This window comes from Pseudomonas sp. App30, from assembly GCF_047947025.1.
In the GTDB taxonomy this organism is placed as follows: Bacteria; Pseudomonadota; Gammaproteobacteria; order Pseudomonadales; family Pseudomonadaceae; genus Aquipseudomonas.
Genome location: NZ_CP133165.1, coordinates 2,135,075 through 2,152,503, shown reverse-complemented (window position 1 = coordinate 2,152,503; position 17,429 = coordinate 2,135,075). Strand labels below are relative to the sequence as shown.

General features: G+C 63.0%; 19 protein-coding genes, 5 tRNA genes and 1 riboswitch. Of the genes, 17 read left to right on the top strand and 7 right to left on the bottom strand.

Annotated elements, in window-relative coordinates; genetic code table 11:
• The first annotated feature begins 7 nt into the window (after positions 1–7).
• The 5 genes from astA to astE are packed head-to-tail and all read left to right on the top strand — an operon-like array spanning position 8 to position 5,185.
• Complete coding sequence (gene astA, locus RAM80_RS09820) at positions 8–1,042, top strand: arginine N-succinyltransferase (RefSeq protein ID WP_416426152.1); 1,035 nt, start codon at positions 8–10, stop codon at positions 1,040–1,042.
• Entirely contained in the window at positions 1,039–2,502 is a 1,464-nt protein-coding gene (gene astD / locus RAM80_RS09815) for a succinylglutamate-semialdehyde dehydrogenase (RefSeq protein WP_416426150.1), read from the top strand. Before astA ends, astD begins: the two co-directional genes overlap by 4 nt.
• 37 nt (positions 2,503–2,539) lie before the next feature.
• On the top strand, positions 2,540–3,889 hold the full coding sequence (astB, locus tag RAM80_RS09810; RefSeq protein ID WP_416426148.1) for an N-succinylarginine dihydrolase: 1,350 nt from the start codon (positions 2,540–2,542) through the stop codon (positions 3,887–3,889).
• Between the two features lie 12 nt (positions 3,890–3,901).
• Positions 3,902–4,186 (top strand): topoisomerase II, encoded by a 285-nt coding sequence (locus RAM80_RS09805; RefSeq protein WP_416426147.1) that lies wholly within the window; start codon positions 3,902–3,904, stop codon positions 4,184–4,186.
• A gap of 12 nt (positions 4,187–4,198) precedes the next feature.
• On the top strand, positions 4,199–5,185 hold the full coding sequence (gene astE, locus RAM80_RS09800; protein WP_416426146.1) for a succinylglutamate desuccinylase: 987 nt from the start codon (positions 4,199–4,201) through the stop codon (positions 5,183–5,185).
• Between the two features lie 116 nt (positions 5,186–5,301).
• Here astE and RAM80_RS09795 read toward each other — a convergent pair whose 3' ends face one another.
• Positions 5,302–5,802 carry a 6,7-dimethyl-8-ribityllumazine synthase gene (locus tag RAM80_RS09795; RefSeq protein ID WP_416426145.1) on the bottom strand — a complete coding sequence of 167 codons (501 nt, stop codon included), beginning with the start codon at positions 5,800–5,802 and terminating at the stop codon, positions 5,302–5,304.
• A gap of 91 nt (positions 5,803–5,893) precedes the next feature.
• A riboswitch (FMN riboswitch) is annotated at positions 5,894–6,050 on the bottom strand.
• A gap of 323 nt (positions 6,051–6,373) precedes the next feature.
• On the opposite strand from RAM80_RS09795, the gene alaS reads away from it, so the two are divergent.
• The 7 genes from alaS to RAM80_RS09760 all read left to right on the top strand — a co-directional run bounded on the left by alaS (position 6,374) and on the right by RAM80_RS09760 (position 11,271).
• Positions 6,374–8,998, top strand: coding sequence for an alanine--tRNA ligase (alaS, locus tag RAM80_RS09790; RefSeq protein WP_416426144.1), 2,625 nt, complete (start codon positions 6,374–6,376; stop codon positions 8,996–8,998).
• Positions 8,999–9,095: 97 nt separating this feature from the next.
• Positions 9,096–10,334 (top strand): aspartate kinase, encoded by a 1,239-nt coding sequence (locus tag RAM80_RS09785; protein ID WP_416426143.1) that lies wholly within the window; start codon positions 9,096–9,098, stop codon positions 10,332–10,334.
• Positions 10,335–10,426: 92 nt separating this feature from the next.
• On the top strand, positions 10,427–10,615 hold the full coding sequence (gene csrA / locus RAM80_RS09780) for a carbon storage regulator CsrA (RefSeq protein WP_027978649.1): 189 nt from the start codon (positions 10,427–10,429) through the stop codon (positions 10,613–10,615).
• A 71-nt stretch (positions 10,616–10,686) separates the two neighbouring features.
• Positions 10,687–10,777: transfer RNA gene (locus RAM80_RS09775), tRNA-Ser, on the top strand.
• A 107-nt stretch (positions 10,778–10,884) separates the two neighbouring features.
• Positions 10,885–10,961: transfer RNA gene (locus tag RAM80_RS09770), tRNA-Arg, on the top strand.
• 78 nt (positions 10,962–11,039) lie between these two features.
• A tRNA-Arg gene (locus RAM80_RS09765) sits at positions 11,040–11,116 on the top strand.
• Between the two features lie 78 nt (positions 11,117–11,194).
• A tRNA-Arg gene (locus RAM80_RS09760) sits at positions 11,195–11,271 on the top strand.
• A 150-nt stretch (positions 11,272–11,421) separates the two neighbouring features.
• Here RAM80_RS09760 and RAM80_RS09755 read toward each other — a convergent pair.
• On the bottom strand, positions 11,422–11,673 hold the full coding sequence (locus RAM80_RS09755; protein WP_416426142.1) for a hypothetical protein: 252 nt from the start codon (positions 11,671–11,673) through the stop codon (positions 11,422–11,424).
• Positions 11,674–11,991: 318 nt separating this feature from the next.
• On the opposite strand from RAM80_RS09755, the gene mgtE reads away from it, so the two are divergent.
• A complete protein-coding gene (gene mgtE / locus RAM80_RS09750; protein WP_416426140.1) occupies positions 11,992–13,440 on the top strand; it encodes a magnesium transporter in 1,449 nt (482 codons plus the stop codon).
• A 65-nt stretch (positions 13,441–13,505) separates the two neighbouring features.
• On the opposite strand, the gene RAM80_RS09745 is transcribed toward mgtE, so the two are convergent.
• On the bottom strand, positions 13,506–13,832 hold the full coding sequence (locus RAM80_RS09745) for an Arc family DNA-binding protein (protein ID WP_027978646.1): 327 nt from the start codon (positions 13,830–13,832) through the stop codon (positions 13,506–13,508).
• A 378-nt stretch (positions 13,833–14,210) separates the two neighbouring features.
• On the opposite strand from RAM80_RS09745, the gene phnN reads away from it, so the two are divergent.
• On the top strand, positions 14,211–14,801 hold the full coding sequence (phnN, locus tag RAM80_RS09740) for a phosphonate metabolism protein/1,5-bisphosphokinase (PRPP-forming) PhnN (RefSeq protein ID WP_416426139.1): 591 nt from the start codon (positions 14,211–14,213) through the stop codon (positions 14,799–14,801).
• On the opposite strand, the gene RAM80_RS09735 is transcribed toward phnN, so the two are convergent.
• The 3 genes from RAM80_RS09735 to RAM80_RS09725 are packed head-to-tail and all read right to left on the bottom strand — an operon-like array spanning position 14,776 to position 15,520.
• The gene (locus RAM80_RS09735) at positions 14,776–14,961 is read right to left on the bottom strand and encodes a PA3371 family protein (RefSeq protein ID WP_416426138.1); all 186 of its coding nucleotides are present in this window, start codon (positions 14,959–14,961) and stop codon (positions 14,776–14,778) included. The two genes, phnN and RAM80_RS09735, sit on opposite strands and share 26 nt — an antisense overlap.
• Before the next feature lie 11 nt (positions 14,962–14,972).
• A complete protein-coding gene (locus RAM80_RS09730; RefSeq protein WP_416426137.1) occupies positions 14,973–15,212 on the bottom strand; it encodes a hypothetical protein in 240 nt (79 codons plus the stop codon).
• A 41-nt stretch (positions 15,213–15,253) separates the two neighbouring features.
• On the bottom strand, positions 15,254–15,520 hold the full coding sequence (locus RAM80_RS09725) for a hypothetical protein (RefSeq protein WP_416426136.1): 267 nt from the start codon (positions 15,518–15,520) through the stop codon (positions 15,254–15,256).
• A gap of 45 nt (positions 15,521–15,565) precedes the next feature.
• Between RAM80_RS09725 and RAM80_RS09720 the strand changes: the two genes are divergently transcribed.
• The 3 genes from RAM80_RS09720 (at position 15,566) to RAM80_RS09710 (ending at position 16,364) form a co-directional block, all read left to right on the top strand.
• Positions 15,566–15,642, top strand: a tRNA-Arg gene (locus RAM80_RS09720).
• A 131-nt stretch (positions 15,643–15,773) separates the two neighbouring features.
• Positions 15,774–15,929 (top strand): hypothetical protein, encoded by a 156-nt coding sequence (locus RAM80_RS09715; RefSeq protein WP_416426135.1) that lies wholly within the window; start codon positions 15,774–15,776, stop codon positions 15,927–15,929.
• 6 nt (positions 15,930–15,935) lie between these two features.
• Entirely contained in the window at positions 15,936–16,364 is a 429-nt protein-coding gene (locus RAM80_RS09710) for a type II toxin-antitoxin system YafO family toxin (RefSeq protein ID WP_416427442.1), read from the top strand.
• 108 nt (positions 16,365–16,472) lie between these two features.
• On the opposite strand, the gene RAM80_RS09705 is transcribed toward RAM80_RS09710, so the two are convergent.
• Positions 16,473–17,429: a PDR/VanB family oxidoreductase gene (locus RAM80_RS09705; RefSeq protein WP_416426134.1), complete on the bottom strand. Its 957-nt coding sequence runs from the start codon at positions 17,427–17,429 to the stop codon at positions 16,473–16,475.

The window sequence follows — 17,429 nt, the reverse complement described above, 5'->3', positions numbered from 1 at the left end:
AGAAAGCATGATCGTTCGTCCCGTACGCAGCAGCGACCTACCCGCGCTGATCGAGCTGGCACGCAGTACCGGCACCGGCCTGACCACCTTGCCGGCCAACGAGGAGCGCCTGGCGCACCGCGTGGGCTGGGCCGAGAGGACCTTCCGGGGCGAAGCCGGGCGCGGCGACGCGGACTACCTGTTCGTGCTGGAGGATGACGACGGCAAGGTCGTCGGCATTTCCGCCATCGCCGGCGCCGTGGGGCTGCGCGAGCCCTGGTACAACTACCGGGTGGGCCTGACGGTCAGCGCTTCGCAAGAGCTGGACATCTACCGCGAGATCCCCACGCTGTTCCTGGCCAACGACCTGACGGGCAACAGCGAGCTGTGCTCGCTGTTCCTGCGCAGCGAATACCGCACCGGCCTCAACGGCCGCCTGCTGTCCAAGGCGCGGTTGATGTTCATCGCCGAGTTCCCGCAGCTGTTCGGCAACAAGATCATCGCCGAGATGCGCGGCATGTCCGACGAGCAGGGCCGCTCGCCGTTCTGGGAAAGCCTGGGCCGGCACTTCTTCAAGATGGAATTCAGCCAGGCCGACTACCTCACCGGCGTGGGCAACAAGGCCTTCATCGCCGAGCTGATGCCCAAGTTTCCGTTGTACACCTGCTTCCTGTCGCCCGCCGCGCGCGAGGTGATCGGCCGCGTGCACGCCGACACCGAGCCGGCGCTGACCATGCTCAAGGGCGAGGGCTTCAGCTACCAGGGTTATGTCGACATCTTCGACGCCGGCCCGGCCATCGAATGCGAGACCGCGAAGATCCGCGCCGTGCATGACAGCGAAGCGCTGGTGCTGGCCGTGGGCACCCCCGGTGACGACGCTACGCCGTTCCTGATTCACAACCGCAAGCGCGAAGAGTGCCGCATCACCGCCGCCCCGGCGCGCCTGGCGGCTGGCACCCTGGTGGTCGACCCGATGACCGCCAAGCGCCTGCGCCTGAGTGCCGGCGACCAGGTGCGCGCTGTCGCCCTGTCGCCGCAGCCCGTACGGGAGGTACGCAAATGAGCACGTTGTACGTGGCCGGCCAATGGCTGGCAGGGGCGGGCGAGGCCCTGCAATCCCTCAACCCGGTGACCCAGGCCGTGGTGTGGCAAGGCCGCGCGGCCAGCGCCGAGCAGGTCGACCAGGCGGTGTTCGCCGCGCGCCAGGCCTTCGTCGGCTGGGCGTCGCGCTCGCTGGACGAGCGCATCGGTGTGCTCGAGACCTTCGCCGTCACGCTCAAGGCGCGCGCCGATGAACTGGCCCGCTGCATTGGCGAGGAAACCGGCAAGCCGCTGTGGGAAGCCGCCACCGAGGTGACCAGCATGGTCAACAAGGTCGCCATTTCCATCCAGAGCTACCGCGAGCGTACGGGCGAGAAGAGCGGGCCGCTGGCCGACGCCACCGCCGTGCTGCGCCACAAGCCCCACGGCGTGGTGGCGGTGTTCGGCCCCTACAATTTCCCCGGCCACCTGCCCAACGGCCATATCGTGCCGGCGCTGCTGGCCGGCAACGCCGTGCTGTTCAAGCCCAGCGAGCTGACCCCAAAGGTGGCCGAGCTCACCGTGCAGTGCTGGATCGACGCCGGCCTGCCCGCCGGCGTGCTGAGCCTGCTGCAAGGCGCCCGTGACACCGGCGTGGCCCTGGCGGCCCATGACGGCATCGACGGCCTGTTCTTCACCGGTTCGAGCCGCACCGGCAACCTGCTGCACAGCCAGTTCGCCGGGCGCCCGGACAAGATCCTGGCCCTGGAGATGGGCGGCAACAACCCGCTGGTGGTGGAAGAAGTGCAGGACCTGGAGGCGGCGGTGTACACCATCATCCAGTCCGCGTTCATTTCCGCCGGCCAGCGCTGCACCTGCGCCCGCCGCCTGCTGGTGCCCGAAGGCGCCTGGGGCGACGCATTGCTTGAACGCCTGGTGCAGGTGGCCGGCGACCTGGTGGTCGGCCCGTACGACCAGCAACCGCCGCCGTTCATGGGCTCGGTGGTGTCCCTGGCCGCGGCCCAGGCGCTGCTCGACGCCCAGGCGCAGCTGCTGGCCAAGGGTGCCACGGCGCTGCTGGCCATGACCCAGCCCCAGGCCAATGCCGCGCTGCTCACCGCCGGTATCCTCGATGTGACCGCCGTGCAGGCGCGCCCCGATGAGGAGTGGTTCGGCCCGCTGTTGCAGGTCATCCGCTACGGCCGCTTCGAGCAGGCCATCGCCGAGGCCAACAACACCCAGTACGGCCTGGCCGCGGGCCTGCTGTCCGATTCGGCCGCCCGCTACCAGCAGTTCTGGCTGCAAAGCCGCGCCGGCATCGTCAACTGGAACAAGCAGTTGACCGGCGCCGCCAGCAGCGCGCCGTTCGGCGGCGTGGGTGCCTCGGGCAACCACCGCGCCAGCGCCTATTACGCGGCGGATTATTGCGCCTACCCGGTGGCTTCGCTGGAAGCCCCTGCCGTCAGCCTGCCGGCCAGCCTGACCCCGGGCGTGAAGCTGTAAGCGTGAGCACAATAACGAGATCCATGGAGCCTGGCCGATGAAAGCCTATGAAGTGAACTTTGATGGTCTGGTAGGTCCGACCCACAATTACGGCGGGTTGTCCTACGGCAACGTCGCCTCCCAGAGCAACAGTCAGCAGGCTTCCAACCCGCGTGAAGCGGCGCGCCAGGGCCTGGCGAAAATGAAGGCGCTGATGGAGATGGGCTTCGTCCAGGGTGTGCTCGCACCCCAGGAGCGCCCGGACATCGCCGCCCTGCGCGCGCTGGGCTTCGGCGGCAGCGACGCCCAGGTCATCGAGCGCGCCGCCCGCGAGGCCATGCCGCTGCTGGTGGCCAGTTGCTCGGCGTCGAGCATGTGGGTGGCCAACGCTGCCACCGTCAGCCCCAGCGCCGATACCGCCGATGGTCGCGTGCACTTCACCGCCGCCAACCTCAATTGCAAATACCACCGCAGTATCGAGCACCCCACCACCAGCCGAGTGCTGGGGGCGATGTTCGCCAATGACCGGCACTTCGCCCACCACGCCGCCTTGCCTGCCGTTGGTCAGTTCGGCGACGAGGGCGCGGCCAACCACACGCGCTTCTGCCGCAGCTACGGCGAGCCCGGCGTGGAGTTCTTCGTGTTCGGCCGCAGCGCCTTCGACACGCGCTACCCGGCGCCGCAGAAATACCCGGCACGCCAGACGCTAGAGGCTTCCCAGGCGGTAGCGCGGCTGCACGGGCTGGGCGAGGAGGGCGTGGTGTTCGCCCAGCAGAACCCGGCGGTAATCGACCAGGGCGTGTTCCACAACGACGTGATTGCGGTAGGCAACGGCGAGCTGCTGTTCCACCACGACGACGCGTTCCTGGACACCGCGCCGATGCTCGCGCAACTGCAGGCTAAACTGGCAAAAAGGGGTGGCAACTTCCAGGCGGTGTGCGTGCCGCGCAGCGAGGTGTCGGTGGAGGACGCGGTGCGTTCCTACCTGTTCAACAGCCAGCTGCTGTCGCGCGCCGACGGTTCGATGCTGTTGATCGTGCCCGAGGAGTGCCGCAGCAACGAGCGCGTCTGGAGCTACCTGCAGCGCCTGACGGCCCAGGGTGGCCCGATTGCCGAGGTCAAGGTGTTCGACCTCAAGCAGAGCATGCAGAACGGCGGCGGCCCGGCGTGCCTGCGCTTGCGCGTGGCGCTCAACGAAACCGAGCTGGCCGCGGTGAACCCGGGGGTGATCATGACCCCGTCGCTGTACGACACCCTGACCCAGTGGGTGGACCGCCATTACCGCGATCGCCTGGGCGAAGCGGACCTGGCCGACCCGCAATTGCTGCTGGAATGCCGCACGGCATTGGATGAACTGACGCAAATCCTTAAACTGGGCGCGGTTTACCCATTCCAACTTCAACCTTGAGAGATTTTCCCCATGTCCGACGCCCTGCGGCTGATTCTTGAAGACACCGACGGCACCCAGCTGGAAACCTCCTGCACCCGTCTTGCCGTGGTCTGGCAAGGCAAGGAGCTGTGGATTCAGCAGGACGGCCGCGGCCAGCTGCTGATTGGCGTTGACGTAGAAGAAGGCGACGCCGAATACGCCAACCTGCTGCTGCGCCCACTGGCTACCAACCTGGTCAGCCTGCAACTGGAAATGGAACCGGCCGACGCCGGTGAAGACGACGACCATGTGCATGGTCCGGACTGCAACCACTAAGGACTGACGCCTATGCTCGCCCTCGGCAAGCTGCTTGAATTGACCCTCGCCGGCCGTGAGCCGGCAGAGAAGACTCAGCTGACGGTCGAAGGCGTGCGTATGCGCTGGCTCGGCGAGGGGGCCCTTGAGGTCCGCCCGCCCGAGGCCCGCGACAATGGCCTGGATTTGCTGTTGTCGGCGGGCATCCACGGCAACGAGACAGCGCCCATCGAGCTGCTCGATGGCCTGTTGCATGACATCGCCCGCGGCACCCTCAAGCCGCGCGCCCGCATTCTTTTCCTGTTCGGCAACCCCGAAGCGATCCGTCGCGGCGAGCGTTACCTGGAGCAGGATGTAAACCGTCTGTTCAACGGCCGCCACGAGCTGTCCAGCGGCCCCGAGGCCCTGCGCGCCTGTGAGCTGGAGCGCCTGGCGGCGACCTTCTTCAGCCAGCCTGGCCGCACCCGCCTGCACTACGATCTGCACACTGCCATTCGTGGCTCGAAGATCGAGCAGTTCGCGCTGTACCCGTTCAAGGAAGGGCGCGAGCACTCGGCGCGCGAGCTGGCGCGCCTGGAGGCGGCCGGCATGGAGGCGGTGTTGCTGCAAAGCAAGACGTCCATCACCTTCACCGCCTACACCTACGAACAGCTGGACGCCGAGGCCTTCACCCTGGAGCTGGGCAAGGCGCGGCCGTTCGGGCACAACCAGCAGGTCAACCTGACGCCCCTGGAAACCCGGCTCAAGCAGATCATCGAAGGCAGCGAGCCTGAGGTCGAGCAGCCGCAGCACTTGAAGCAGTTCCGCGTGGCGCGGGAAGTGATCAAGCACAGCGATGCGTTCCGCTTGCACTTGCCGGCGGACGTGGAGAACTTTTCTGAATTGCCCCAGGGCTACCTGCTGGCCGAAGACCTGGCCGAGTGCCGCTGGATTGTGGAGGAGAAGGGTGCGCGCATCATTTTCCCCAACCCCAAGGTCAAGAACGGCCTGCGTGCCGGCATTCTAATCGTCCCCGCCTGACCCTGTGGGAGCGGGCTCTGCCCGCGAAAAGCACACCGCGTCGGTTTGGACGTTCGCGTTGTTCTTTTCGCGGGCAGAGCCCGCTCCCACATGTGTTCATTTACGATGTCGGGGTATCAGGCGACTTTGTGCTGGGCCGTCAGGCGGCGCAGGGCGCGGACTTTCTGCAGGGTGTCGGCGCAGGTGTTCGCTGCTTCGTGGCCCTTGTGCAGGAAGTGCTTGAAGAAGTAGTCGTGGTGTTCCTGGCCGTGGAAGTTGTGCGGGGTCAGCGACACCGAGAACACCGGCACTTCGGTTTCCAGCTGCACTTGCATCAGCGCGTCGACCACGGTGGCGGCGACGAAGTCGTGGCGGTAGATACCACCGTCCACTACCAGGGCTGCGCCGACGATGCCGGCATAACGGCCGGTCTTGGCCAGCAGCTTGGCGTGCAGCGGGATTTCAAAGGCGCCGCCCACTTCGTAGAAGTCGATGTCGCTTTCCTGGTAGCCCAGTTGAGTGATCTGCTCGACAAAGCCGATACGGGCCTGGTCGACGATATCCTTGTGCCAGCAGGCCTGGATAAAGGCGATGCGCTCGTTTGCGTGGCTTTTGCTGTCGATTGCGGTGGGTTGCATCTACGTTGACTCCTGTTTGTATGAAAAACAGGGCAGTTGGATCGAATGGGATTCAAGGGTACGCGGTATGCCGTCGGCCCATGTGTACCAATCCCGTTCTCTCTTCATCCGGACTATGACCGTCGGCCCCGGAATCACACCGGGTCTGCTGACCTTGCCAGGCCCGTGGCCTGCCAAGCGCTCGCGGGCTAGACGCCTTGCGCGCCATTACCGCCGGTGGGGAATCGCACCCCGCCCTGAGAACGTTGCCACCCATTGGTAGGTGGCGAACGATTTTTAACATACTTTTTTGCACTATGCATCGCCCCTGCGCTAGCGATTTAGTCGTAGACGACACTGTTCATGTGGGAGCTGGCTTGCCAGCGAGCTTGTGGGGGATCAACAACTCGCTGGCAAGCCAGCTCCCACAGGGTGTACAGATCGTCGGGTTTTTTTCACTTAATACCCATATATTGACAGGCTGTGGACTGTACCGTGGCCTCAGGGCCGATATAATGCGGCCCTTTGCCGTCGAAACGTCCAAATACGTTACGCACTGGCCTATGGCCGCAGCCTGTCGTGGAAGAACCTAATGAAAAGCGCAGAAATCCGTGAAGCCTTCCTTCGCTTCTTCGAAGAGCAAGGCCACACCCGTGTAGCCTCCAGCTCCTTGATCCCGGGCAATGACCCAACCCTGCTGTTCACCAACGCGGGCATGAACCAGTTCAAGGACTGTTTCCTGGGCCAGGAAAAGCGCGCGTACACCCGCGCCGTCAGCAGCCAGAAGTGCGTGCGTGCCGGTGGCAAGCACAACGACCTGGAAAACGTTGGCTACACCGCCCGTCACCACACCTTCTTCGAAATGCTGGGTAACTTCAGCTTCGGCGACTATTTCAAGCGCGACGCCATCACCTACGCCTGGACCTTCCTGACTTCGCCGCAGTGGCTGAACCTGCCCAAGGAGAAGCTGTGGGTAACGGTCTACGCCAGCGATGACGAAGCCTACGACATCTGGACCAAGGAAGTCGGCGTGCCGGCCGAGCGCATGGTGCGCATCGGCGACAACAAGGGCGCCCCGTACGCCTCCGACAACTTCTGGACCATGGGTGACACCGGCCCGTGCGGCCCGTGCACCGAGATCTTCTTCGACCACGGCGCCGACATCTGGGGCGGCCCACCCGGCTCGCCGGAAGAAGACGGCGACCGCTACATCGAGATCTGGAACAACGTCTTCATGCAGTTCAACCGCACTGCCGACGGCGTGCTGCACCCGCTGCCAGCGCCGTCGGTGGACACCGGCATGGGCCTGGAGCGCATCAGCGCCGTGCTGCAGCACGTGCACTCGAACTATGAGATCGACCTGTTCCAGAGCCTGCTGGCCGCTTCGGCCCAGGCCATCGGCTGCAGCAACGACAACCAGGCTTCGCTCAAAGTGGTGGCCGACCACATCCGTTCCTGCGGCTTCCTGATTGCCGACGGCGTGCTGCCGTCCAACGAAGGCCGTGGCTACGTGCTGCGCCGCATCATTCGTCGCGCCTGTCGCCACGGCAACAAGCTGGGCGCCAAGGGCAGCTTCTTCTACCAGATCGTCGCGGCCCTGGTGGCCGAGATGGGCGAAGCGTTCCCGGAACTGAAAGCCCAGCAGGCGCACATCGAGCGCGTGCTGAAAGCCGAGGAAGAGCAGTTCGCCAAGACCCTGGAGCAGGGCCTGAAAATCCTCGAGGCCGACCTTGCCGAGCTCAAAGGCAACGTGGTCCCGGGCGACGTGGTGTTCAAGCTGTACGACACCTACGGCTTCCCGATGGACCTGACCGGCGACATCGCCCGTGAGCGCGAGCTGACCCTGGACGAAGCCGGCTTCGAGAAGGAAATGGAAGCCCAGCGCGTGCGCGCTCGTGCTGCCAGCTCGTTCGGCATGGACTACAACGCCCTGGTCAAGGTTGACGTGCCGACCGTGTTCACCGGCTACAGCAACACCCAATCCAGCGCCAAGGTCGTCGCCCTGTACAAGGAAGGTGTCTCGGTGCAGCAACTGGCCGAAGGCGAAGAGGGCGTGGTCATCCTCGACCAGACCCCGTTCTACGGCGAGTCCGGTGGCCAGGTCGGCGACCGTGGCTACCTGCTGGCTGGCAACGGCCGCTTCGACGTGCGTGACACCACCAAGACCGGCGGCGCGTTCCTGCACCACGGCGTGGTCTCGCTGGGCAACCTGAACGTCGGCGCCGAGCTGACCGCCCAGGTGGACGGCGACATGCAGCAGGCCACCTCGCTGAACCACTCGGCGACCCACTTGCTGCACGCGGCCCTGCGCCAGGTGCTGGGCGAGCACGTGCAGCAGAAAGGCTCGCTGGTGGACAGCCAGCGCCTGCGCTTCGACTTCAGCCACTTCGAGGCCATCAAGCCCGAGCAGATCAAGGCGCTGGAAGACATCGTCAACGCGCAGATCCGCAAGAACAGTGCGGTGGAAACCGAGGAAACCGACATCGACACCGCCCGCGCCAAGGGCGCCATGGCCCTGTTCGGTGAGAAATACGGCGACCAGGTCCGCGTGCTGAGCATGGGTGGTGACTTCTCCGTCGAGCTGTGTGGCGGTATCCACGCCAAGCGCACCGGCGACATCGCCCTGTTCAAGATCATCAGCGAAGGCGGCGTGGCCGCAGGCGTGCGCCGTATCGAAGGCGTCACCGGCGCCGCGGCCCTGGCGTACCTGAACGGTGCCGAAGAGCAGCTCAAGGAAGCCGCGCAGCTGGTCAAGGGCAGCCGCGACAACCTGATCGACAAGCTGTCGGCCGTGCTGGAGCGCAACCGCCAGCTGGAAAAACAGCTGGAGCAACTGCAAGCCAAGGCCGCCAGCGCGGCCGGTGACGACCTGTCGGCCGCGGCCGTGGACGTCAAGGGCGTTAAAGTCCTGGCGGCACGCCTGGACGGCATGGACGGCAAGGCGCTGCTGGCGCTGGTCGACCAGCTGAAGAACAAGCTGGGCGAGGGCGTGATCCTGCTCGGCGGCGTGCACGAGGAAAAAGTGGTGCTGGTGGCCGGTGTCACCAAGGAACTGACCTCGAAACTGAAGGCCGGCGACCTGATGAAACAGGCTGCCGCGGCAGTCGGTGGCAAGGGCGGCGGTCGTCCGGACATGGCCCAGGGTGGCGGCGTCGACGCCGGCGCGCTGGATGCAGCCCTGGCCCTGACCGTACCGTTCGTCGAACAAGGTCTCTGATTCACCCACGCGGGTACCTGTTGTCTAGTAGCAGGTTCCCGCGTTGTAGCGTTTGAATGTTTAATGGGCGCCCTTCACGGGCTGAGGCGGCTTTGAAATGGCTTTGATCGTACAAAAATTCGGAGGCACCTCCGTCGGCAGCATCGAGCGTATCGAGCAGGTAGCCGAGAAGGTTAAGAAATTCCGCGAAGCCGGCGACGACCTGGTGGTTGTACTGTCTGCCATGAGTGGTGAAACCAACCGCCTGATCGAGTTGGCGAAACAGGCCAGCGGCGGCGACCAGCCGGTCCCGCGCGAGCTGGACGTGATCGTCTCCACCGGTGAGCAGGTCACCATTGCCTTGCTGGCGATGGCGCTGATCAAGCGTGGCGTGCCGGCCGTGTCCTACACCGGCAACCAGGTTCGCATCCTGACGGACAGCTCGCACACCAAGGCGCGCATCCTGCAGATCGACGACCAGAAGATCCGCTCCGACCTCAAGGCCGGGCGTGTCGTGGTCGTGGCGGGCTTCCAGGGCGTGGACGAGCACGGCAACATCACCACCCTGGGCCGTGGCGGCTCCGACACCACTGGCGTGGCCCTGGCTGCGGCGCTGAAGGCCGATGAGTGCCAGATCTACACCGACGTCGATGGTGTCTACACCACCGACCCGCGCGTGGTGTCCACGGCCCAGCGCCTGGACAAGATCACCTTCGAAGAGATGCTGGAAATGGCCAGCCTCGGTTCCAAGGTGCTGCAGATCCGCGCCGTCGAGTTCGCCGGCAAGTACAACGTCCCGCTGCGCGTGCTGCACAGCTTCCAGGAGGGCCCGGGCACCCTCATTACTATCGATGAAGAGGAATCCATGGAACAGCCGATCATTTCCGGCATCGCCTTCAACCGCGATGAAGCCAAGCTGACCATCCGTGGCGTACCGGATACCCCGGGCGTGGCGTTCAAGATCCTGGGCCCTATCAGCGGCGCCAACATTGAAGTGGACATGATCGTGCAGAATGTTTCGCACGATAACACCACCGACTTCACCTTCACCGTGCACCGCAACGACTACCAGTCGGCGCTGCAGGTGCTGGAAAACACCGCCAGCGAAATCGGCGCGCGCCAGGTCATCGGCGACACCAAGATCGCCAAGGTGTCCATCGTCGGCGTCGGCATGCGCTCGCACGCCGGTGTTGCCAGCCGCATGTTCGAGGCCCTGGCCAAGGAAAGCATCAACATCCAGATGATCTCCACCTCGGAAATCAAGGTGTCGGTGGTTATCGAAGAGAAGTACCTGGAACTGGCGGTGCGCGCCCTGCACACCGCTTTCGAACTGGACGCCGCCCGTCAAGGCGAGTAAGCGTTCGAGTGCACGAGGCGCGGCTTAGCCGCGCCTTTTGCTTTTTTGCAGATTGTGTTTGTTCCCACTGCGGTGGGTGAGGAGAAAAGGTAATGCTGATTCTGACTCGTCGGTGCGCGGAAAGCCTGGTGATTGGTGATGGCGAGATCACCGTGACCGTGCTCGGCGTCAAGGGCAATCAGGTGCGTATAGGCGTCAACGCCCCGAAAGAGGTGGCTGTACACCGCGAGGAAATCTACCTGCGGATCAAGGAAGAGCAGGCCGAAGAACCAAGTGCTTAATTAATTTAGGTTTTTTTGAAAAAAGTGCTTGCGTCGAAAAGGGGCTATCGATAATATACGCCCCGTGTTGCGGAGAGCTGGCCGAGTGGCCGAAGGCGCTCCCCTGCTAAGGGAGTACACCTCAAAAGGGTGTCGGGGGTTCGAATCCCCCGTTCTCCGCCATTATTTCTTTAGGGCGTTGAAAGCTGGCTTTTTAGGTAAGTTGTTGAAATTACTGAAAAAAGTGCTTTACAAAAGTTTTTAACGAACTATGATGCGCGGCAACATATGCACTCGTAGCTCAGCTGGATAGAGTACTCGGCTACGAACCGAGCGGTCACAGGTTCGAATCCTGTCGAGTGCACCATTTAAGAGGCTTGTTTCGGTAACGGAAGAAGCAGCTTGCAACAAACCAGAGGTGATCTGGTCCATCAAGTACCATCGTGCACTCGTAGCTCAGCTGGATAGAGTACTCGGCTACGAACCGAGCGGTCACAGGTTCGAATCCTGTCGAGTGCACCATTTTACGAAGGTTGTTTCGGTAACGAAAGAATCTTCAGCTTCAACCAGAGGTGATCTGGTCTACCAAGCGCCAACCCTGCACTCGTAGCTCAGCTGGATAGAGTACTCGGCTACGAACCGAGCGGTCACAGGTTCGAATCCTGTCGAGTGCACCATACAAGTGAAAGCCCGCCTTCTTCTGAAGGCGGGCTTTTTGCTTTTCTGCGTTTCAATAATCCGTAGCCGCTGCCGCCAGGCTGCGCTGGCCCGCATGGATGATGAGCATCTCCACCGGGGCGCAGGGCCAGCGCAGCCTGCGGCAGCGGCTACGGGGATTCGCTCTGGCGTTTGAGTTCGGCGTCCAGCTGCTTGCGCTCCTTGGCGGCCGAACGCTCGCTCTGGCTGCTCAAGTGCGGGTGGTAGGCCTGCTGCAGGCTCTGCAGCGTCCCTGGTGGGCATTGCTGGGTGGTGAACGTCAGGTGCCCGTCTTCATCCTCGCAACGCGACACGGTCTGTGCCAGCGCACCCAGGGCAGGGCACAGCAGCAGCCCTGCCAGTAGCCAACGCTTGGTTTGCATCGAACGTCCTCCATGACTGTGCGGTCCAAAGCGTAACGGCAATTGCGCTGCCTGGGGCTGTGATTTGTTTTCCACATGCGTCGTCGCAATTCCCGGTACTCGAACTGCGCCCAGATTTCGCGCGCAAGCATTTGTTCTTGCCAGATTTTTTCGCGTTAAAAGCCGGCAGCCGGTGTATCATTGCGCCCGTCAGCCCCGCCGGGGCTTTGGACTATTTCCATGGACTTACCCAGTAGTTACTCAATAGCTCGCTACACCTATCAAGAATCGACCGATTGAACCTCTGGCGTGCTCCGCTGCTGGGGGTGGAGTTCGCCTATGACCGAAGTAGAAGTTAAAAAGCCGCAGGACAGCCTGCAGGACCGCCTGGCCCAGGTGGTCGATTTGCTGCAGCGCCAGCGCGTGGTCGAAGACCTGACGCACCGTCAGGAAGGCCAGCACGCCGATCTGGTCGAAAACCTGGTTCACCGGCAGAACCTCGTCGAGCTGCAACGCAAGCTCGATGACCTGCACTCCGCCGACGTCGCCTACATCCTCGAAGCCTTGCCCCTGGAAGACCGCCTGACGGTCTGGCAGCTGGTCAAGGTGGAGCGCGATGGCGACATCCTCCTGGAAGTATCCGACTCGGTGCGCGAGACCCTGATCGCCGACATGGACGATCACGAGCTGCTGGCCGCCGCCAAGGAAATGGACGCCGACGAGCTCGCCGACCTTGCCCCCGAACTGCCCCGCGATGTAGTGCACGAGCTGATGGAAAGCCTCGATGCGCAGCAGCGTGAGCGCGTGCGTTCGGCGTTGAGCTACGACGAGGAGCAGGTGGGTGCGCTGATGGACTTCGAGATGGTCACCATCCGCGAAGACGTCAGCCTGGAAGTGGTGCTGCGCTACCTGCGCCGCCTCAAGGAGCTGCCCGGCCACACCGACAAGCTGTTCGTGGTCGACCACGACGGCGTGCTCAAGGGCGTGCTGCCGATCAAGCGCCTGCTGGTCAACGACCCGGAGAAGCAGGTGGCGGAAGTCATGGCCAACGACCCGGTGTCGTTCCACCCTGACGAGGACGCCTACGACGCCGCCCAGGCGTTCGAGCGCTATGACCTGATCTCGGCCCCCGTGGTGGACAAGAACGCCCGCCTGATCGGCCGCCTGACCATCGACGAGATGGTCGACCTGATTCGTGAAGAGAGCGAGACCGAAGTCCTCAACATGGCCGGCCTGCGCGAAGAGGAAGACATCTTCGCCTCGGTGTGGCGCTCGCTGCGCAACCGCTGGTCGTGGCTGGCCATCAACCTGATCACCGCTTTCGTCGCCTCGCGGGTGATCGGCCTGTTCGAAGGCTCCATCGAGCGCCTGGTGGCCCTGGCCGCGCTGATGCCCATCGTTGCCGGTATCGGTGGCAACTCCGGCAACCAGACCATCACCATGATCGTGCGCGCCATGGCCCTGGACCAGGTGAGCCCGGGTAACAGCAACACCACGCGCCTGCTGCGCAAGGAACTGGCCGTGTCGTTGATCAACGGCATCGTCTGGGGCGGGGTGATTGGCGTGGTGGCCTACCTGCTCTATGGCAGCTGGTCACTGGGTGTGGTGATGACCGCGGCCATGACCCTCAACCTGCTGCTGGCGGCCTTCATGGGCGTTATAATCCCCATGACCCTGGCCAGGTTCGGCCGCGACCCGGCCATGGGCTCCAGCGTGATGATCACCGCCATGACCGACAGCGGCGGCTTCTTCATCTTCCTGGGCCTGGCGACCCTGTTCCTGATGTAGGTCGAACCCGCGCCCACAAAAAAGCCAGCTTTCGCTGGCTTTTTTCATGGGCTTTTGGCGAGCGCTCACGAGGCGTCGGCAGTGGCCTCGGCGTTGTGGTCGATCAGCGACACCAGCGCGTTCTGCTGGCGGTGCGACAGTTGGCGGAAGCGTTGCAGCAGTTCACGCTCGTGCAGCGACAGCTCCGGGCTGTCCAGGCGCATGCTCAACTCTTCGCCCAGGGCGCCTTCTTGAATCAGGCTCTGTTCCAGGCGGGCGATGATTTCCGAGTTCATGCTACGGTGATGATTACGAGCTACCTCTGCAATGCGCTCACGCATTCCATCGGGAAGGCGTACGACGAATTTGTCAGCCGTACGGCTGGAGTAAATAGCCTGTTTCATTGGGCGCATATATTTGACCGTTTAGTTCAGGGGGAGCGGTTCTCGAAATTAGCCGCACGATGTGTTTACGACAGTCGATACAGCAAAAGTTCAACCTGAATTGTGAAAGAGGCTTCTATGATGCCTCATAGTCGCCATTTCGTTGGCGCCAATTCTGTGACAAATATTGAACTGAATAAGGGCTTTTTGCCAGCACCAATTGTCGAAAATGAGCACTGGTTGGAAAATCCCCGTTCGCCTGTCGACTGCCCGGTTTCGTCCCGCTATCTCGAGAGGTGCTCTGGCTCGTCCGGTACAACCTGTGCACAATGACGCGCGAGCTACCCTATGATTCAGCATAGTGGCATTTTGGCAGGTTGCCAGCATGCTGCCATACAGAGCGATGAGATGTCGGGACGTTTGATCTACCTGATGGGGCCTTCCGGGGCCGGCAAGGACAGTGTCATCGATGCGGCGCGCGGCGCCTTGCAGCGGGCTGACGTGCACGTGGTGCGACGGACCATCACGCGGTCCGCCGAAGCCGTTGGCGAACATGCCATCGGCGTCAGCCAGGAAACCTTCGCGCGCTTGCGCGAGGCGGGCGAGTTTGCCATGAATTGGCAGGCCAACGGGTTGCAATATGGTATCGGCCGTGACATCAACGCGCGGCTTGCCGGCGGCCAGCACGTGCTGGTCAACGGCTCCCGCGCCTGGCTGCCCCAGGCCCTGCAGCTCTACCCCGAACTGATCCCGGTGCTGGTCACCGTCGACAGCGCCGTGCTGCGCCAGCGCCTGCAGGCCCGCGGGCGCGAAACCGCAGCGCAGATCGACGAGCGCCTGGCACGCAACGAGCGCCTGCAGGCCGAGCCGGGGCAATGGGAGGAGGGAAGCGTGCGCCTCGAGGCGCTGGACAATTCCGCCGACCTTGCGTCAGCGGTGCAGCGCCTGATGGCGCTGCTGGCCCGTCACGGCATCAGCGCAGCGACGGATCGAACTTGATCTTGCGGCCGCGCAGCAGCGCCAACAGCAGCAGCGCGGCCGACACCCCACTGGCAATGCCCAGCACCGCGCTGGCCTGGCCGGCATCCGGTGGCAAGGTCACGGCCGCCAGGAAGCTGGTAAGGGCAATCAGAAAAAAGGCCCATGCGCTTTTCGACATGTGCTGCTCCTTCAAAAGGTATAGCGGTCAGTATGGATCACCGGCACCGATTCGCCCTGTTCCTGCTGCGAGGTCAGTACCGACATCCCTCTGTGCGGCTTCATGTCCGCCACCTGCGCGGCCGGCCGGGCCATGAAATGCTCCGCCTGGACATGCACCAGGGCGGCATCGGGTTGCGCCTCGTCATGGAAATGAAACGCCACCAGGGCAACGAGGGCCAACGCATTCAGGGCAAAGAGGGTGCTGTTCATGGGGCTTGTCTCCGCAGAGTGAAGGGCTGCCTGGCCATTTTTTATGCAAGTGAATACAGCAGGCGCCGTGCCAACTCTGAAAGTCGGATAAAACCCAATGATTTCAGTAGTTTACAGGGTTTTGACGGCAGTGGCAGGTTGCAATCTGCAAGATGGCATTCTGGCAGCCTTGCAAAATGCACGGTCGCCGCGGGCCCCTGTGCCAGAGCGTTCGCGCCGCCATCCGGAAAAGTTCCCTCGGCGTTCACCTTGCCTACAGGCAAAAAGGCCACGGATGACATGACAAATGCGGGGCGGCTGGTTAACATGCTCGCCGTCCATCGTGCTGCGGGTTCCTCGCAGCGCTCAGCAAGGTCTCAGTAGCTCAATTGGATAGAGCATCCCCCTCCTAAGGGGAAGGTTGGCAGTTCGAACCTGCCCTGGGACACCATATTGTTCGCCTCGCCCGTCGTCTCATGGGCAAATGTGTTGCGCCATCCTTCAGATCCCGTGCTGCGCGTTGCTCGAGGCCGACCCATCCCCTATGATTGATCCAGATTGAGCCGCTATCAGGAGGCGGAAATGATTGTTCAGGCCGCAGCTCCAAAAAAAGTCGTCGCCAAGCGCAAGAAAGCTGGCAAGAAGCTCACATTCGAAGATGTGCGAATCGCTGCTCGCGGCGGAGAGTCTGCATTTGATCATTACGTCGAGACTGGAAAGCTCCCCGTCTCTAAGTGAGCCTTTCTGTCTGTAATCAAAGTATCAGACCTCTTCAAGCAGTCTCGTGGCTGGTACGATTTCTTCGTTGAATTTCACGATTACAAGCTCTGTGGCGATCTCCCGGACATTTTCGGGCGAGATGAAGAGCTGGATCTTGATGATCTCTATCACATCCATCTCGCCGCCACCGAGGCCACCCAGGCTCGATGGCGTGCTGCAAGAATGCAGTTTTGGCGCACCACAGACGCCAAGCATCCCGAAGAAGACTTTTGGCTAATCTACGCCTACGAACCTCTCCGGGGAGAATATCTGCTGCTCACAATCCTTGGGCCTGATGCTCATAGCCGTGATCGCTGGGGAGCTTATCTGCGTGACATTCATCACGAGATTGTCGGTCCTTGGGTTAGAGGCCAAGTTCAATATTACGACCCCGACGATACGGTGCAGGAGTAGGGGGCGACTCGTGGATCGTGCGCACTCGCCATCTATACGTCGGGAGTACAAATGTTCTCTCGTCGTATTCCTCTATATATAGAAGCACCGCCTTGGCCCGGATGCTGGCTATATCCCCAACACCAACCGCCCCGACCGACTCCGCGAACAGCACAGCGCCATCTGGTCATTCAACTCCTTCTCCCCATCACTCAACACGCTATCCCTGTGACACGGCGTCCCTTCCAGCACCCGCGTCAGGCACGCCCCGCAAAACCCCTGCTCACACGACACCGGTACTTCAACCCCTGCCGCCATCAGCGCCTGGGCGATGGATTGCTCGGCCGGTACCTGCACCACCTGGCCGGTGGAGTTGACCTGGACTTCGAACGCATCGCCGACCACCGCCTCAGCCGCCACCGGGGCGAACGCTTCTTGATGGATCTGCGCTGGCGCCCATTCCAGTCCCAGCGCCCGCTCGGTCATGTGGCGCATGAAGGGGGCGGGGCCGCACAGATATAGATGTGCGTTGGGGGTGGGGTGCAGGAGGTCGTCTGGCAGATGCCGGCGTGGGCTTTTGTCCTGGTCGCTGTGGTGCAGCTGCGCCTGCCCTGGGGTGAACAGGGTTTCCAGCCGTTCGGCGTAGGCCGCTTCGGCGCGGGTGCGGGTGTAGTAGTGCAGGGTGAACGATTGTTGCTGTTCCTTTAATGCGCTGGCCATGGACAGCAGTGGCGTGATGCCGATGCCGGCGGCGACCAGCACGTGGTGGTCGGCGGCCTGCAGGGCGAACAGGTTGCGCGGTGCCGAGATCTCCAGCTGGGCGCCAAGCGCCAGGTGCTGATGAATGAAGCGCGAACCGCCCCGCGACTCGGGTTCGCGTTTCACACACAGCTCGTAGTGGTCCCGGTGGGAAGGCGCGCTGGCGATCGAGTATTGCCGGGTGAGGGCGCCGGGCAGGAATACGTCGATGTGCGCGCCAGCGCTGAACGCTGGCAGCGCCTGGCCGGGCAGCGGCTCCAGGCGGACGCCCAGGTTGCCGGCGCCTTCGGCGGCCAGTGCGGCGACGGTGACGGTGAGGCGGTTCAT

Coding starts and splice junctions, on each gene's coding strand:
- alaS (WP_416426144.1), top strand. CDS start 6,374: ATGAAAAGCGCAGAAATCCGTGAAGCCTTCCTTCGCTTCTTCGAAGAG.
- astE (WP_416426146.1), top strand. CDS start 4,199: ATGCTCGCCCTCGGCAAGCTGCTTGAATTGACCCTCGCCGGCCGTGAG.
- astA (WP_416426152.1), top strand. CDS start 8: ATGATCGTTCGTCCCGTACGCAGCAGCGACCTACCCGCGCTGATCGAG.
- RAM80_RS09735 (WP_416426138.1), bottom strand. CDS start 14,961: ATGTCGAAAAGCGCATGGGCCTTTTTTCTGATTGCCCTTACCAGCTTC.
- RAM80_RS09725 (WP_416426136.1), bottom strand. CDS start 15,520: ATGTTAACCAGCCGCCCCGCATTTGTCATGTCATCCGTGGCCTTTTTG.
- RAM80_RS09705 (WP_416426134.1), bottom strand. CDS start 17,429: ATGAACCGCCTCACCGTCACCGTCGCCGCACTGGCCGCCGAAGGCGCC.
- RAM80_RS09715 (WP_416426135.1), top strand. CDS start 15,774: ATGATTGTTCAGGCCGCAGCTCCAAAAAAAGTCGTCGCCAAGCGCAAG.
- RAM80_RS09785 (WP_416426143.1), top strand. CDS start 9,096: ATGGCTTTGATCGTACAAAAATTCGGAGGCACCTCCGTCGGCAGCATC.
- csrA (WP_027978649.1), top strand. CDS start 10,427: ATGCTGATTCTGACTCGTCGGTGCGCGGAAAGCCTGGTGATTGGTGAT.
- RAM80_RS09795 (WP_416426145.1), bottom strand. CDS start 5,802: ATGCAACCCACCGCAATCGACAGCAAAAGCCACGCAAACGAGCGCATC.
- astB (WP_416426148.1), top strand. CDS start 2,540: ATGAAAGCCTATGAAGTGAACTTTGATGGTCTGGTAGGTCCGACCCAC.
- astD (WP_416426150.1), top strand. CDS start 1,039: ATGAGCACGTTGTACGTGGCCGGCCAATGGCTGGCAGGGGCGGGCGAG.
- RAM80_RS09755 (WP_416426142.1), bottom strand. CDS start 11,673: ATGCAAACCAAGCGTTGGCTACTGGCAGGGCTGCTGCTGTGCCCTGCC.
- mgtE (WP_416426140.1), top strand. CDS start 11,992: ATGACCGAAGTAGAAGTTAAAAAGCCGCAGGACAGCCTGCAGGACCGC.
- RAM80_RS09805 (WP_416426147.1), top strand. CDS start 3,902: ATGTCCGACGCCCTGCGGCTGATTCTTGAAGACACCGACGGCACCCAG.
- phnN (WP_416426139.1), top strand. CDS start 14,211: ATGTCGGGACGTTTGATCTACCTGATGGGGCCTTCCGGGGCCGGCAAG.
- RAM80_RS09745 (WP_027978646.1), bottom strand. CDS start 13,832: ATGCGCCCAATGAAACAGGCTATTTACTCCAGCCGTACGGCTGACAAA.
- RAM80_RS09730 (WP_416426137.1), bottom strand. CDS start 15,212: ATGAACAGCACCCTCTTTGCCCTGAATGCGTTGGCCCTCGTTGCCCTG.